At 73.8% G+C, this 15,549-nt stretch carries 6 protein-coding genes; 4 read left to right on the top strand and 2 right to left on the bottom strand.

What is annotated here, in order from left to right; genetic code table 11:
- Positions 1–204: 204 nt before the first annotated feature.
- Positions 205–6,945, bottom strand: a complete 6,741-nt coding sequence (locus ABZ354_RS20795; protein ID WP_358658774.1) for a condensation domain-containing protein — start codon at positions 6,943–6,945, stop codon at positions 205–207.
- Positions 6,942–10,148, bottom strand: coding sequence for a beta-ketoacyl synthase N-terminal-like domain-containing protein (locus ABZ354_RS20790; RefSeq protein ID WP_358658772.1), 3,207 nt, complete (start codon positions 10,146–10,148; stop codon positions 6,942–6,944). The genes ABZ354_RS20795 and ABZ354_RS20790 overlap by 4 nt, the downstream gene beginning before the upstream one ends.
- A gap of 1,145 nt (positions 10,149–11,293) precedes the next feature.
- On the opposite strand from ABZ354_RS20790, the gene ABZ354_RS20785 reads away from it, so the two are divergent.
- The 4 genes from ABZ354_RS20785 to ABZ354_RS20770 are packed head-to-tail and all read left to right on the top strand — an operon-like array spanning position 11,294 to position 15,540.
- Positions 11,294–12,466 carry a hypothetical protein gene (locus ABZ354_RS20785; protein ID WP_358658770.1) on the top strand — a complete coding sequence of 391 codons (1,173 nt, stop codon included), beginning with the start codon at positions 11,294–11,296 and terminating at the stop codon, positions 12,464–12,466.
- Positions 12,466–13,989, top strand: a complete 1,524-nt coding sequence (locus tag ABZ354_RS20780; protein ID WP_358658768.1) for a class I adenylate-forming enzyme family protein — start codon at positions 12,466–12,468, stop codon at positions 13,987–13,989. Before ABZ354_RS20785 ends, ABZ354_RS20780 begins: the two co-directional genes overlap by 1 nt.
- A complete protein-coding gene (locus ABZ354_RS20775) occupies positions 13,976–15,283 on the top strand; it encodes a type III PLP-dependent enzyme (RefSeq protein ID WP_358658766.1) in 1,308 nt (435 codons plus the stop codon). The genes ABZ354_RS20780 and ABZ354_RS20775 overlap by 14 nt, the downstream gene beginning before the upstream one ends.
- Entirely contained in the window at positions 15,283–15,540 is a 258-nt protein-coding gene (locus tag ABZ354_RS20770) for an acyl carrier protein (RefSeq protein WP_358658764.1), read from the top strand. Before ABZ354_RS20775 ends, ABZ354_RS20770 begins: the two co-directional genes overlap by 1 nt.
- Positions 15,541–15,549 lie beyond the last annotated feature (9 nt).

Here is a 15,549-nt window from a genome sequence, read left to right as displayed (position 1 = left end):
CGGGAGTGAGTCACGGGACTCGGGGGTGGGAACGGGAGACACGGGCGCGACGACCGGACGGCCTGAGCGGGCCCGGGTATCGGGCGGACGCCTCATGACGGCTCCTCGGTGGTGCCGTCCCGGGTCGTCGTCCGGTCGGGGCGGTGGGCCGGCCCGGCGACCGAGTGCCGGGCGCACGCGGTGGAGCGGGCCGGCCACGGGGTGTCAGGCGCCGGCTGCGGATCGGGGGGCCGGGGTGATGTCCTGGGCCGCGGGTGCGGCCAGGGCGCGGAACCGGTCGGCGATGCGCTCGGCGAGCGCCGTGACGGTCGCGGCGTCATGGATGCTGCGCCGGTAGTAGATCTGCAGGACCAGCGCGCCGTCGACGATGGCCGGCATCAGGTCGAGCAGGTACGGCCAGGTGCACCCGCCGTCCTGGCAGGGGCCGTACGAGTCGGGGCAGTGCCCGAACAGGGACGTGTGTGCGGAGGTCTGCTCGAAGCCGGACTCACCCATGTAGTTGAAGCTGAACAGCGGTTGCTCACCCCCCGTCAGACGGGCGCGCAGCGCCGGATCGGCGTGCTGGCCGGCCAGCACCGCGTAGCCGAAACCGGAGTCGGGGACGACCGCGAGCCGGCGGTGCACCGACTGAACCAGCGACACGCCCTCCGTTCCGGCGACGTCGATGCCGATCGGGAAGTAGATCTGGAACCAGCCCACCGTCCGGACCAGGTCGAGGTCCGGGAAGCGGTGGGGGCGCCCGTGCCCGGCCACCGCGAACCGGCAGGAGTCGCTGCCGGTCCATTCGGCCAGGACCGAGGCCGAGGCGGCGAAGACCGCGTCGGACAGGCTGGCGTGCAGGCCGACGGTGAGCCGCTGCACCGCGGCCGTCTCCTCGGCGCTGACCCGCGCCTCGGCGGTCTCCATGTAGGCCATCTCCGTCGATCCGCCCTCGTGGTCGACCGGCACGACCGGTGCGCGGGTGCCTTCGGGGGTGGGGGCGATCTGTTCCAGCCAGAACGGCACCTCGGCGAGGAGTTCCTCGCTGGACGCGTACGCGCCGACCCGGTCGGTCCAGTCGCGGAACGACGTTGTCTTGGGCGGCAGGCGCAGCGGTACCCCCTGGACGGCCTGTTCGGTGAGGGTGGTCAGGTCCTCCAGCAGGATGCCGCGGGACATGCCGTCCACCACCAGGTGATGGCAGATGATCAGCAGCCGGTCCTGCTCGCCGTCGGTGTGCAGGTGCAGCGCCCGCAGGGTGGGCCCGGCCGCCAGGTCGAGGCCGCTCTGGAGCCCGATGGCCAGGGCCTCGGCCCGTGCGGCGCGGTCCTCGGCCGGTGTCGCGGTCAGATCGGCGCGCTCGAACGGCACGTCCACGCCGGTGGGCTCCGACCACTGGCGCCACTGGCCGTCCTCGCCGCGGGCGAAGCGCAGCCGCAGCGCGTCGTGGTGGTCCACGAGGACACGCAGCGCGCTTTCCAGGTGTTCCGCGGTGACGCCCTGCCGCACGGTGAGGTAGTAGGGGTGGTTGTAGTAGTTGGGGTCGCCGCCGGTTCCGAGCGGGTGGGCGAAGAACCACCGCTGGGCGGGGGCCAGGGCCACCGGCCCGACGACCGGGCCCTGGTCGGCGACGACCACGGGGGCCGCGCCGGCGTCGGCCAGGTCGGCGACCGACGACGCCTCCAGGACGGCACGTGGCGAGAGGCCGATGCCGTGCCGGGCGGCCTGGGAGACGACCTGGATCGCGGTCATCGAGTCGCCGCCGAGCGCCAGGAAGCTGTCGGAGAGCCCGACGCGGTCGATGCCGAGCAGCCGGGCCAGGATCTCGGCCAACCGCCGTTCCCGCTCGGTGCGCGGCGCGACGTATTCGCCTCGGTACACACGCCAGCGGGCCCGGTCCACGGCCGCCTGTATCCCGTCCGCGTCCGACAGGTCGGTCAGGATGCGCAAGCCGGCCGCGGCGCCGGCGCCCGCCGCGGTCCCGGGGGCGGTGTCGGCGTGGTGCCCCCCGGAGAAGAGCGGCCGGTCGAGCGCCCACAGGTGGTCCAGGGTGTGGCGCGCGGCCTCCGCTTCCCCCGGTATCGCGACCGCGAGAACGCCGGGGAAGCGGGCACCCAGCCGCCCGCAGAGTTCGGCGTCCGGGTCGAGCACGACGCAGTCGGCCGGGTCGAGGGCGCCGGCGGCGACCGCCTCCGCGAATGCGGCTTCGAGGTCCCCGGCGGGATGCCCGGTGAGCCAGGAGGCGGCGTCCGCGTCGGGCAGCAGATCCGGACGGGCGGCCAGCTCCGGTCGGACGGCGGGCTCCGCACCGGCGAACACCAGTGAGCGGCCCTGGACCGTCGCTCGCCGCAGCGCGCGGGCGACGAGCGCGGCCGATGCGCGGCCGCCGGCCCCGCCACCGCCGCCGAGCCCCAGCAGCCGGCCGGGGTCGAGGCAGATGGTGCGGCGCGGTTCGGTGCTCACGACGGCGCGGGCCACCACGGTGGCCAGAACCGTCGTGAACTCCGGCGTGTAGGGCATGTGCGCGAGGCGGTCCGCGTGTTCGTCGTCGCGTCGGTCCACCGGGTACCGGCCGGCCAGGGGCCCGACGTCGAGAACCCGTACGGCGGGCAGCGACGCGGCGAGCTTCGTCAGACGTGCGGTCAGCCCGCGTTCCAGGGTGGCCCACGGTTCCGCGGACCAGCCGGGCGAGGCCGGGCAGACGGCGAGCAGCAGCGGGGTCCGGCACCAGGTGCGGTGGCTGAGCAGGGCGGCGTGCAGATCGCCGAGGGCGGTTTCCAGGTCGCGGACGACGGCGTCGAGGCGGGCCGGGCCGTCGGCGGCATCGGCGAGAGCCCTCGGGTCGTGGCCGAGGTGGCGGACGCTGTCCTCCCAGCGGAGCAGCACGGTGTTGACGGGTGCTCCGGCCGTGCCGAAGGCGGCGTCCGGGTCGAGCAGTTGCTGCACGACCTGCGCGTAGGGTGCGAACGCGACCTTGCCCGGCCGGCCGAACAGGTCGAACCAGAAACCGAGCGCCGGGCCGGCCGCTTCGGCGGTGAAACTGGCCGCCACCGCGGTGGGGGGGACGGCCGCGGCGGGGGCGGACCCGGTGTCGGCTCCGGTTCCGGGCGCGATCAGCGGGATCCGGCAGTCCTCGGGGAAGGCGACGTCACCGCTGCGGGCCTCGGAGTCACCGGCCACCGCCTCCAGCATGGCGGCGAAGGCCTCCAGCAGCGCCTCGGCACCGGCGGGTGAGTACAGCCCGGTCTGGTAGTCCAGGGTGATGAGGAATTCGTCGCCCTCGGCGTCGAGGCTGAACAGGAGCTCGAACTCGGTGCCGGAACGCAGCCAGTTCAGCTGTGTCAGGGCCAGACCGTCGATGCCGGGCAGGCCGTCGTCGCCGTCGACGAAGTTGAACAGCGTCTGGAACAGCGGCTGGCGGCCGGGGACGCGCACGGCGCGGACCGCCGAGACGATGTTCTCGAACGGCAGCCGCTGGACGGCGCGGGCGTCCAGGATCGCGTGGTGGGTGGCCGCGACCCGTCCGGCGACGGTCAGGTCGCCGGCCCCGGTCAGCCGGATCGGCACCAGGTCGGCGAAGTCGCCGACGACATCGGACAGCCCGGCGTGCTCGCGGTTGCCGTTGAGCGTGCCGACGACGAACTCGTCGCGTCCGCCCGCGCGGGCGGCCAGCAGGTGGTACGCGGTGAGCACGAGGCTGAACAGCGGCACCTCCATGCGGCGTCCGGCGGCGCGCAGCCGCGCGGCCAGCTCGGTGCCGACGCGCCGGGTGACCGCGGCGCTGTCGGAGCCGATCTCCCCGGTGCGCGGGAAGTCGGTCGGCAGCGAGGAGACCGCCGGGACGTCCCGCATGATGTCCCGCCAGCGCGTCTCGTGGTCCCGCCCGCCCGGTCCGAGGAGCCAGGTGTGCTGCCAGTGGGCGTAGTCGGCGAACTGCACCGGCAGGTCCGGGAGCTGCGGGTCCCGTCCGGTGCGGGCGGCGCGGTAGAGCTCGGCCAGGTCGCGCACGAGGACGGCCCAGGACCGGTTGTCGGTGACCGCGTGGTGCATGGCCATCGAGAGGTAGTGGGTGCGGGGTCCGGCGGCGAACAGCCGGAACCTGGCGAGCGGGCCGCGGTCGAGCTCGAAGGTCTCCTCGGCGGCGGCGCGCATCAGGCGCTCGATCTCGGCGGCCCGGCCCGGCCCGTCGGGGACGGTCGTCGTCGCCGGGAAGACCTCGCTGCCCCAGCGCGCCGCGTCGGGCACGATGCGCAGCACGGGTACGCCGTCGGGGTCCTCGGCGATCGTCGTACGCAGCGATTCGTGGCGCTCCAGCAGGGCCGCGACAGCCGTGCGGAGGGCGGCCTCGTCGAGGTCTCCGTCGATGCGCAGCGGGAAGGCGCTGTTGTGCAGGAGGCCGGCGCCGTGCACCTTCGCCAGGGTCCACAGCCGGCGCTGGGTGGAGGACGGTGCGAGGGCCTGGTCGCGTGAGACGGGCACCGGGCCGTCCTCGCGCCCGCCGGGTGCCGCGGCGTCGACGAGGTGGGCGAGGTGGCCGAGGGTGGGGCCGCGGAAGAGCTCGAAGGGCTCCACCGAGCGGCCGAACTCCGCCGTGATGCGGGTCAGCAGTTCCACGGCGAGGAAGGAGTGGCCGCCGAGGGCGAAGAAGCTGTCGTCCAGGCCGACCCGGTCGACCTTGAGCGCCTGCTCCCACATCGCGGCCAGGCGGCGCTCGGTGCCGGTGACCGGCTCGCGGAACCCGGCCGCGCCCGGCGTCCCGCCCCCGGCAGCCGGTCCGCCGTCGGCGAGGTCGGCCGCGTCCACACCGCCGACGGGCCCGGCGGCGCCGGCGGCCAGCCGCGACGGCCAGACCGGGACGAGCTCGGCCGGGCGCCCGTCCTCGTCGCGGACGGTCAGCGGCAGCAGGCTGCGCACGACCGAGGCGCCGAGCAGGGCGTGAAAGCCGGCACCGGCGTACGGCACGGCGTCCAGCCCGTCGAGGAAGTCCGTATCGTCCCCGTCCTCCTCGAAGCCGTCGCTCCCGGTGCTCCGGGTGCTCTCGGCGTGCTCCGCCGCCGTGGCCCGCGCGGTGCGGACGCGGACGTCGGGCCGGCGGCGGCAGGCTTCGGCGAGACGGCGGGCCGGCCCGTCGAAGACCTCGGTGCCGTGCCAGTGCGACCAGGCGGCGGAGGGCGGGCAGAGCACGATGGTCAGCGGGTCCTCGGACCAGGCGCGATAGGCGGACAGCGCGTCGCAGAACTCGACGAGGCCACGGTCCAGGGCCGCGCCGACCGCCTCGGGGTCGCGGCGGTCCGGTGCGGCGCCGGCGGTGGCCAGGTCCTCCCAGCGCAGCAGCACCACGTGGGCCGCGCCGGGGTTCATGCCGAAGACGCCGGTCAGCGCGCGCAGTTGGGCGGCCACCGGGCCGGGTTCGGACGGCACGTCGAAGCCCAGCCCGAGGCCCGCGTGCCTGGCCCAGGCGCGGACCACCGGCAGCACCGGCTCGATCGGGAACGAGGCCGCCAGGGCGATCCTCCCGGCGCGCGTCGGTGCGAGGCGGCTGTACGGCGTGTCGGGAGCGGCGGCGACGGCACGTGCCACGTCGGCGAAGCGCGCGGTGAGGTCGGCGACGGCGTCCGCGGTGAACAGGTCGGTGTTGTAGCGCAGTTCGCCCTCGAAGCAGCCGTCCTCGCGACGGTCCATGTTGAGGAACAGGTCGAAGTCGGTGACGCCGTTGTCGCGGGTCTCCACGGTGAACTCCGGGACCGCGTCGTCGAAGCGGGCCGGGAGGACCTCGTGGAAGCCGAACATGACCTGGAACAGCGGGTTGCGGGACGGGTCGCGGGGCGGCGCCAGGGCTTCGACGACCTTGGCGTACGGGACTTCCTGGTCCCCGTAGGCCCGGCCGGCCTCCTCGTGCGCCGCGCGCAGCAGGTCGCGGAAGGTGGCCGAGGCGGCCGGGGCCATGCGCAGGACGAGGATGTCGGCGAAGCAGCCGATCATCGGTTCGAGTTCGGGACGCGTGCGCCCGGCCACCGGGGATCCGATGACCACTTCGTCGTCGTCCGAGGCCCGGCCGAGCAGGATCGTCAGGACGCTGAGCAGGGCGACGAAGGGCGTGGTGCCCTCGGCGCGGGCGAGGGCGGCCAGGCCCTCGCTGGTCTCGGAGTCCAGGACGAGGGGGGTCAGGGCGCCGTGGTGGGTCTGGAGCGGTGGCCGGGGCTTGTCGGCGGGCAGGTCCAGGACGAACGGGGCGCCGGTCAGGCGGTCGCGGACCGCGGCGAGGCGGCGCTCGTAGCGGTCCCCCGCGGTGCGCTCGCGCGCCCACAGTGAGAAGTCCGGGTACTGGATGGGCAGTGCTTCGAGCTTCGGCCGGCGCCCTTCGGTGTCGGCGCGGTAGGCCTCGACGAGTTCGTCCACGAGGACGGAGGTGGACCAGCCGTCGAAGGCGATGTGGTGGACGACGATCTGGAGCAGGTGCTCGTCGCTCCCGACGGGGAACAGCGCGGCGTCCAGGAGGCGTCCGGTGACCAGGTCGAGTCTGGTGCGCGCGTGCCGGACCAGGGCCGCGTCGAGGTCCGGCGGGCCTTGCCCGTCGCCGGGCACGGCGTCGGCGAGGGGTACGGCGACCGGTCCGGCGGGCACGACGCGCTGGCGGGGTCCTGCGGGCCCGGCGACGAACGCGGTGCGCAGCGCTTCGTGGCGCTCCACGACCACGGCGAGCGCGCGTTCCACGGCGCCGTGGTGCAGGGCGCCGCGGATCCGGATCGAGACGGTGATGTTGAGTGCCGGGTTGCCCGGGTCGAGCAGGTCCTGGAAGTAGAGGCGTTCCTGGGCCGGGCTGAGCGGGATCAGGTCCAGGCCGGCGTCTCGGGGGCGCGGCCGGCCGGCGGCGGCGTCGCGTTTCTCGGCGCGCAGGCGGGCGAGGATGTCGGCGCGCTGGTCGGCCGGCATCTCGCGGGCGGACGCGCGGACGGTCTCGGTCATCGGACGCCCTCTTTCCGGGGGTCGGGCAGCGGATCGGCGGCGGGCTGTGACGCGGACTGGCTGTCGAGGTAGGCACGCATGAGCTCTTCGTCGGCGTACTCGCACAGCGCGGCCACGGTGGGCGCCTCCATCACGGCGCTGAGCGGGAGTTCGACGCCGAGGACGTCGAGCAGCCGGGCAACGACGCGGGTGGCCAGCAGGGAGTGTCCACCGAGTTCGAAGAAGTCGTCGTGGATGCCGATGTCGGCGATGCCGAGCAGGTCGCTCCAGACCGCCGCGACGGCTTCCTCCCGCTCGTTGCCGGGCGCGACGAAGGCGGTCGCCAGGTGCCGGGGGTGGGCGGTCAGCGCTGCGGCGTCGTGCCCGCCCGCCGGGTCCTCGTTCGCGGTGGCCCCCTGCCCCGCCGCGGCCGGGCCGGCTTCGGTGAGCGGCGGTGAGACTGCCACGGGGACGTCCTCCGCGGGGAGCGGACCGATGCCGGCCGCGGCGGCCGGAGGGTCGATCCAGTAGCGTCCGCGTTCGAAGGGGTACGTGGGCAGTTCGGCCCGCCCGCGCGGGTCGTGGCGCCAGTAGCCGGTCCAGTCCGGCTCGGTGCCGGCGAGCCACAGCCGGGCGAGGGCCTCGGTCACGGTCCGGTCGGCGGGGGCCGGCCGGCCGGGCGCGGGCAGGCTGCCGACCACGAGGTTCCCGGCCGTGCCGGGGTTCTGCCGGGCCAGGGTGGCCAGGGCGGTGCCCGGGCCGACCTCGACCAGCGCCAGCGGTCCGGTCTCGGCGAGGGTCATGAGGCCCTCGTGGAAGCGGACCCGGCCGCGCAGGTGTCGTACCCAGTAGTCCGGCGAGGTGGCTTCCTCGCCGGTGATCCAGGTCCCGGACAGGTTGGAGACGAACGGGAGAGCCGGTGCGGCGAGCGGGACGGCGGCCGCGAGGGCACGGAAATCCTCGAGGACGGGATCCATCGCCGGGGAGTGGAAGGCGTGCGAGGTGTGCAGCGCACGGACCGCGACGCCCTGGGCGGCCAGCGTCCGCCCGATGGCGTCGAGGGCCTCGGCCGGCCCGGACAGGACGGTGAGCGACGGGGCGTTGGACGCGGCGACGGCCACGTCGCCCGAGACGAACCGCTCGGCCTCCTCGATCGGCAGCGCGACCGACAGCATGCTGCCCGGCGGCAGCGCCTGCATCATGCGCCCGCGCAGGGCGACCAGACGCAGGGCGTCCTGGAGGGGCATCGTGCCGGCCAGGCAGGCGGCCACGTATTCGCCGACGCTGTGGCCGATCATCGCGGCGGGCCGGATGCCCCAGGACTCCCAGAGCCGCGCGAGGGCGTATTCGACCGCGAAGAGCGCGGGCTGGGCGTATTCGGTGCGGCGCAGTTGTCCGGCGCGGGCCGGGTCGTCCACGGCGCCCGGCGCCCGGCGGGCCGCGGTGTCGCCGAGGACGAGGTCGCGCAGGTCCCGGCCGAGGGTCGGTATGAGCAGGTCGGCGCAGGTGTCGAAGGCGTCGCGGTAGACGGGCTCGGTGCGGTACAGCTCGGCTCCCATGCCGACGTGCTGGGCGCCCTGGCCGGAGAACATGAACACGATGTCGCGGCTGCCGGTCTCGACGTGACCGGACAGGACGTCCGGCGATCCGGGGAGGAGGGCGGCCGCCGCGTCCGCCGCGCAGTCCGCGATCAAAGCCATGCGGTGCGGGAAGGCGGTGCGGCCGAGTTGCAGGGTGGACGCGGCGTCGGCGAGGTCGGCGGGACTGGTCGCCGGTCCCGTGAGGAGATGCTGACGCAGCCGCTCCCGCGCCGTTTCCAGCGCGCTCGGGGTACGGGCCGAGAGCACGAGGAGGTGTTGTCGACGCACCGGTGGAGCGGCCGGGGCCGGGTCGGGCGCCTCTTGGAGGATCACGTGCGCGTTGGTGCCTCCCATGCCGAAGCTGCTCACCGCCCCCACGCGCCGGCCGCCGCGGGGCCGCTGCCAGGGCCGCTCGGCGGTGGGCACGTCGAAAGGGCTGCCTGCCAGGTCGATGCCGGGGTTCGGTTCGCCGAAGTACGGGCTCGGTGGCACGACGGCGTGCTCCAGTGCCAGCACGACCTTGAGGAACCCGGTGATGCCGGCGGCCGCGTCCAGGTGCCCGATCAGGGCTTTGACCGAGCCCAGGGCGCAGCGCCCGTCGAGGCCGGGGTCGCGTCCTGCGAAGGCTTCGGCGAGCGCCGCGAACTCGATCGGGTCGCCCAGCGGCGTGGCGGTGCCGTGCGCCTCCAGATAGCCGATGTCGGCCGGGTCGACTCCGGCGAGGTCGCGGGCGGCGCGCAGCACGGCGGACTGGCCCTGGACGCTGGGCGCGGTGAACCCGACCTTGCGGCGGCCGTCGTTGTTGACCGCGGTGGCCTTGACCACGGCGTGGACGCGGTCGCCTGCGGCGAGCGCGGCGGCCAGCGGTTTGAGCACCACCGCTCCGACCCCGTTGCCGCTCACGGTGCCCGCGCTGCGGGCGTCGAAGGGCAGGCAGCCGCCGTCCGGGGAGAGGATGCCGTTCTCGCGGCCGTCGTGGACGGACAGTTGCGGCAGGCGTACCGAGGCGCCCCCGGCCACCGCGATCTCGCAGTCCCCGGCGAGCAGGGCCTGACAGGCGAGGTGGATCGCGACCAGGGAGGTCGAGCAGGCGCTCTGCACGGACAGCGCCGGCCCCGAGAGGTCCAGGTGGTAGGCGGCGCGGGTGGCCAGGGTGTCGGTGATGTTGCCGAGCATCTGCTCCTCGCGCAGGTCGGCCAGGCCGGGGTTGGGCAGCAGGTGGCGGATCAGATAGGTGCTCAGGCTGGCCCCGGCGTAGACCCCGGTGACGGGCCGCCCGACGGCCGAGCCGTAGCCCGCCCCCTCCAGGGCGGTCCACGCGCACTCCAGGAACACCCGCTGCTGGGGGTCGAGCAGTTCGGCCTCGCGGGGGCTGTAGCCGAAGAACGCCGCGTCGAACAGGTCGGCCCCCTCGAGCACGCCCCCGGCGCGTACGGCGGTCGGGGCGCCGGGAGCCGCGTCACGGGCGCCGGAGTCGGGGGCCGGCTCCGTGTGCACGGTCCGGTGCCCGGCACGGACCGTCGTCCAGAACCGGTCGAGATCGGGTGCCCCGGGGAAGGAACCCGCCATGCCGATCACCGCGATGTCGAGGTCGCCGGCTTCGGCGGCATCGACACCGATGCCGGAGTGGTCGTTCGCATGCAAGTTGTCAGCTCCGCTGTTTCCGCGAAGGTCAGCATTGCTTGAGCTTGATGCCTCGTGGCGCACGCCGGCCCCTCCCTCATGACATTGGTTTGTGGCTCGTCACAGGAAGCTATCGGAGTGATGTGATATCACCGCCATTCGCGTGCCATGCGGGCACCATGAGTTCCGTCCACGAGGAAATCGGACGGCCGCGGCGAAGGTCGCGGTTTTCAGTCGCGCCGCCGCGCGAACAGGGCTGCGTATGTGTGGTCTTCGAGCGGGAGGCCGACTCGCCGGCCGCCGTGGCGCTCCGGGCGCCGGCACGCGGAGTCTGGTGGGCGCGGCCGCGTATCCGGTGGCACAGCGACCGCTTGACCTGGCGGGATGCCTTTCTCCCGGCCGACTGCTGCCGCACAGCGGGCGGTTGGGTCGGGGCCGATCACTGCCGATATCCCCCCGGTTCGGGCCTTCTCCTCTGTGCGGTCCCGGCCCTCACCCGAAGTCCCGCACCGACGACCGGAATTCCGATCCGCCCGAAACCTCGGAGCAGTGCGGGTACATTCCGTGAAGTGTCATTGGTTTTCGTTCACACCGGCACGTCACGTCCGAGCGTGAACGTATTCTCGTCGGCGCCCCGCATGCTGAACGCATGGCGAACGAATGGCGGCGATATCACGTCACCCCGATAGTTTCCTGTGACGAGTCACAAACCAATGTCATGAGGGAGGGGCCGGCGTGCGCCACGTTGCATCAGGTTCCAGCGGTGCTGACCTTCGCGGCGGGGACACAGTCCCCACGACGTACGCGACCATGCGCAGGCAACGAGCCTCGCCGCGCGGACGGTTACGGCCGGCCCGGACGGCACCCGGAGACCACGCGCTGCCCGCACACCGGAAAGCGGGCCCCGCGCACCGGGTCACAGCCCGGCACGAGGCCCCCGCCTTGCCTGCCGGGTACGGGCGCATCACGGACGCCCCGGTCGGCCCCACGGCGCGGACCGTCGGCCCGAGCGGCGCCGAACCGCTGTACGGGGAACCGGCGAAGCTCCTCCCGCCCGGGTTCGGCGGCATACCGCCCACAGGGACGGCGGGCGGCTCGGGAACCCCCGTCGGCCCGGTGCACTCACCGACCCGGTCGCCCGAGGTCCTCGGCACGGGAGCCACGGTATGACGCAGGCCCCGCCGCCCACCCTCCCGTACGAGCTCTTCGACTGTCTCCAGGTGAATCTCGCCGTGCTCGCCGACAGGTGGCACGGTACGGGCACCCATCTGCGTCTCGGCGCGACGCTGCACTTCCGTCCCGGGACCGGGGCCAACGGGTTGCCGACCGTGGCACGGACCGTCGAGCAGCACCTTGCCGAGGCGCAAAGCGCTCTCGGGATCACGGTGCGTGCGCTGCACCGGGAGCCCGCGACGACCGACATCCCTCCGGCCGAGGGGTGCTACGTGGTCTCGGACGCCTATCACTTGCCGTGGGTGCCCTACTTCCAGCAGCGCCACATGGCGCACAGTTTCCTCGCCGAGGCCGGCGGCACGGACGAGGTGAACGTCGTGGACGGGTATCACAACGAAACCCCGTGGGGCAGCGCGCGCCCCGGGCGGTGGACCCTGTCGTCCCGGGCCTTCGCCGCCGCCGTGCCCCGCCCCTGCCTGGTCGCCGAGCTCGCGCCCGCGACCGGGGCGCCCACCGCGACTGCGACCGCCGTCGACCTCGCGGGCCCCGAGGCCGTCGACGCGTACGTCGACGCCTACGCGCAGCACCCCGACCGGCGCGCGGCCCTCGATCAACTCACCCTGGAGACCTGGTTCCTCGCCCGTTCCCGCAGGCTGCACGCCGCCTTCCGCGCACGCTTCGCACCGTCGCCGGACAGCGCCGTCGACGCCCACCTGGGCGCCTGGGGCTCCCTCACCGAGCAGACCTACCTGGCCGTACGCCGGGTCGAGCGCGGCCGGACGGAGCCCCCGGCGCTGCTGCCCCGCCTCCGCGAGCAGCTGCACGCCGACAGCGTGGTCTTCGGCGACGCCCCGGCCGCGGGCGGCATCGCCGAGCCGCCCTCCGTGGTGGGCGGCGAGCTGCGCGGCACCGTCGCCGGTGTGGCCGCGGCGGTGCTCGGCACCGGGGTCGGGCCGCTCCTGGAGGGGCAGCTCCTCAGCGACGTACCGCGGTTCAGCTCCTTCCGGATCGTGGAGATCGTGGAACGTCTGGAGGAGGAGCTGCACTTCGAGTTCGACGCCGACGACCTGGTGCCCGAGAACCTGCACGACATCGACGCCATCTGCGCAATCGTGCGGCGGTCTCTGTACGCCGAGCCTGCGCTCGCTCACCTCGAAGAGGCCTGATGACTACTCAGCTTCCCGCCGCGTTGCTGCACGAACTGCTGGACGAGACGGCGGCGCGCCGGCCGGACCGGCCCGCTGTGACCTGCCACGACCACACCCTCACGTACCGGGAACTGGCCGCCGCGAGCCGGCGCGTCGCGTACTGGCTGGGCGAGCTGGGCCTGCGGCGCGGGCACCGGTTGCTGGTCGGCGCACAGGCGTCCACCACGGTGCCCGTTCTGGTCTACGCCGCCTCTCGTCTGGGCGTGGCCTTCTCCCTGTTGCACGAGCAGGTGCAGGGCGAGCAGCTCGAGCACGTGCTCGACGACAGCGAACCCATGCTCCTGGTCAGCGACTCGGCGCCTAACCGGGCGACGGCGGCGGGGCGGGGCGTACGGGCCGAGGACCTCGCGACCGTGACGGCACGCGCCTTCGACACCGAGGGCAAGGACGGGCCGGTACCGACCGCGCCGCTCGCCGTGGACCCGGTCTGCCTGATCTACACCTCCGGCACGACGTCGCTTCCCAAAGCCGTCGTCAGCACCCACCAGCAGATGCTCTTCGCGGTACGGGCGATCCAGCACGTGCTGGGCTACCGCCCGGACGACGTGGTCTACAGTCCGCTCCCGCTCTCCTTCGACTACGGCCTCTACCAGCTCTTCCTCGGGGCCTGCGGTGGCGCCCACGTCTGGCTGGGCCGCGCCGCGGAAGTGGGGCCGCCGCTGCTGACCAACCTGCTGCGCTCGCGGGCCACCGTGCTGCCCGCGGTCCCCTCGGTCGCCGACACCCTGGCGCGGCTGCTGCGGCGCACCGGAGACCGCAAGCCCGCCCTGCGCATGCTGACCAACACCGGTGCCGCGATGCCGCAGGACACACTGGCCGTGCTGCGCGCGAATCTCCCCGGGCTGGACGTCCACCTGATGTTCGGGCTCACCGAGTGCAAGCGTGCCACCATCATGCCGGCGAACGGGGATCTGGCCAGGCCGGGTTCCAGCGGGCCGGCCCTGCCGGGCACCGAGGTCTTCGTCGTCGACGCGAACGGGCAGCGCCTGCCGGCCGGCGAGATCGGCGAGATCGTGGTCCGCGGCCCGAACGTCATGTCCGGCTACTGGCGGCATGCCGAACTCAGCGCCCAGCGCTACCCCAGAGCCGAGGGCCTGTTCCCCGAACTGCGCACCGGCGACTTCGGCCGGCTCGACGAAGAGGGCTATCTGTACGTCGAGGGCCGGCGCGACGACGTCTACAAGGAGAACGGCTTCCGTGTCAGCGTCATCGAGGTGGAGGCAGCGGCACGCCGTCTGCCCGCCGTCGGTTCGGCGGCCGTCCTGGCCCCGGACGGATCGGCGCCCGCCCGTCTCTTCGTGACCGTCACCGACGAGTCGAGCGGGGCGGACGTGCTGCAGGCGATGCGCCAGGTGATCGAGGAGTACAAGATTCCGCGCACCTGTCTGGTGGTGCCGGAGCTGCCCCTCACCGGCAACGGAAAGACCGACCGCAAGGCGCTGGCCGCACTGGCGAACCGGGTGGACCATGTCCGTGGTTGAGGGCCACGCCGGTGTGCTGCCGGTTCCGCTGGCCGATCTGGAGGGCGTCCCGACGCCCGCGTACGTCTACGACGTGGCGGAGGTGCGCCGCAATCACGATCTGCTGCGCGCGGCCCTGCCGGACCGGGCCGGCCTTTTCTACTCGCTGAAGGCGAACCCGCACCCGGCGCTGCTGGCCACGCTGCGCGCGTCGGGGGCGCGGCCGGAGGTCTGCTCGACCGGCGAACTGGACGCGGCGCTCGGCGCGGGCTGGGACCCCGCCGACGCGTTGTACACCGGGCCGGGAAAGAGCGACGCCGAGATCCGGGACGCCCTCACCCGCGGTGTGCGGCTGTTCTCCGTCGACTCGCCCTACGCCATCGAGCAGTTGGACCGGCTCGCCGCGCAGGGCGATGTCACCGCCCGCTGTCTGCTGCGGATCAACGACGACCAGCCGGTCCCCGGCCAGGGCCTGGTCATGACCGGCGTCGCTTCGCAGTTCGGCGCGGACACGGGCTGGGTGATGGCCGAGCCGGAACGGTTCACGGACCGGCCCAGGGCGAAAGTCGTCGGACTGCATCTGTACATGGGGACGAACCTCACCGACGTCGACTCCCTGTACGGCCAGTTCCGGCGCTCACTGGCCACCGCTCGGCGGTTGACCGGGCTGCTCGCCGGACACGGCTCACACGTGCGCGTCCTGGACCTGGGCGGCGGGTTCGGCGCACCGTTCGCCAGGACGGGCGGGGCCGTCGACCTCGCCACGCTCCGCCCCCGCCTGCAGGAGCTCTTCGACGAGCAGATACCCGGTTGGCGCGAGGGGGCGCCCGAGGTGGTGTTCGAGTCGGGCCGCTACCTCGTCGGCACCGCCGGCACGCTGATCACTCCCGTCCTGGATGTGAAGCGCTCCCACGGCAAGGACATCGTCGTCCTGGCCTCCGGCATCCACCATCTCGGCGGGATGTCCGGACTGCGCCGCCTTCCGCTGCTCGCTCCGCACGTGGTGCGCACGGCCGCCGGGTCCGACTCGGCCCCCGAGCTGGACGCCGTCGTGGCGGGGCCGCTGTGCACCCCGCTCGACACCTGGGCACGCGGTGCGAAGCTGCCCGCCCTCAGCCCGGGTGATCTGGTCGCCGTACCCAATGTCGGCGCCTACGGACTGTGCGCCAGCCTCATCGGTTTCCTCGGCCACCCGCTGCCCGCGGAGGCCGTGGTCGACAGCGACCGGCCCGGCACCGCCCCGGTGACGACCCGCATGGCACTGACCCGCGCCCCTGTTTCCCCGGATCCCCGTCCCACCCCTGGAGTGAACTGATGGACCCCCGCTTCACCGACCTGCTCGCCCCCTTCCTCAAGTTCCTCGGCGACCAGGAGATCACCGCCGAGACCGCGTTGCGGGAGCAGGGCCTGGACTCGATGCAGGCCATCGAACTGCTCTTCGCCATCGAGGACACCTTCGCCGTGGTGCTGCCCGACGAAGCCATGAACGACGCCACCTTCGCCACCGCCGGCGACCTGTGGAACGTGATCAGCGCGGCCTCCGAAGCGGGCCGGGCGGAGAGCGTCCGATGACCGGCCACG

The sequence above is a fragment of the Streptomyces sp. NPDC005925 genome (assembly GCF_040638805.1).
Classification (GTDB): Bacteria; Actinomycetota; Actinomycetes; order Streptomycetales; family Streptomycetaceae; genus Streptomyces.
Note: the sequence above shows the minus strand (reverse complement) of the source record. Positions and strands in the feature narration are given on the sequence as shown.

Coding starts and splice junctions, on each gene's coding strand:
- ABZ354_RS20795 (WP_358658774.1), bottom strand. CDS start 6,945: ATGACCGAGACCGTCCGCGCGTCCGCCCGCGAGATGCCGGCCGACCAG.
- ABZ354_RS20785 (WP_358658770.1), top strand. CDS start 11,294: ATGACGCAGGCCCCGCCGCCCACCCTCCCGTACGAGCTCTTCGACTGT.
- ABZ354_RS20780 (WP_358658768.1), top strand. CDS start 12,466: ATGACTACTCAGCTTCCCGCCGCGTTGCTGCACGAACTGCTGGACGAG.
- ABZ354_RS20775 (WP_358658766.1), top strand. CDS start 13,976: ATGTCCGTGGTTGAGGGCCACGCCGGTGTGCTGCCGGTTCCGCTGGCC.
- ABZ354_RS20770 (WP_358658764.1), top strand. CDS start 15,283: ATGGACCCCCGCTTCACCGACCTGCTCGCCCCCTTCCTCAAGTTCCTC.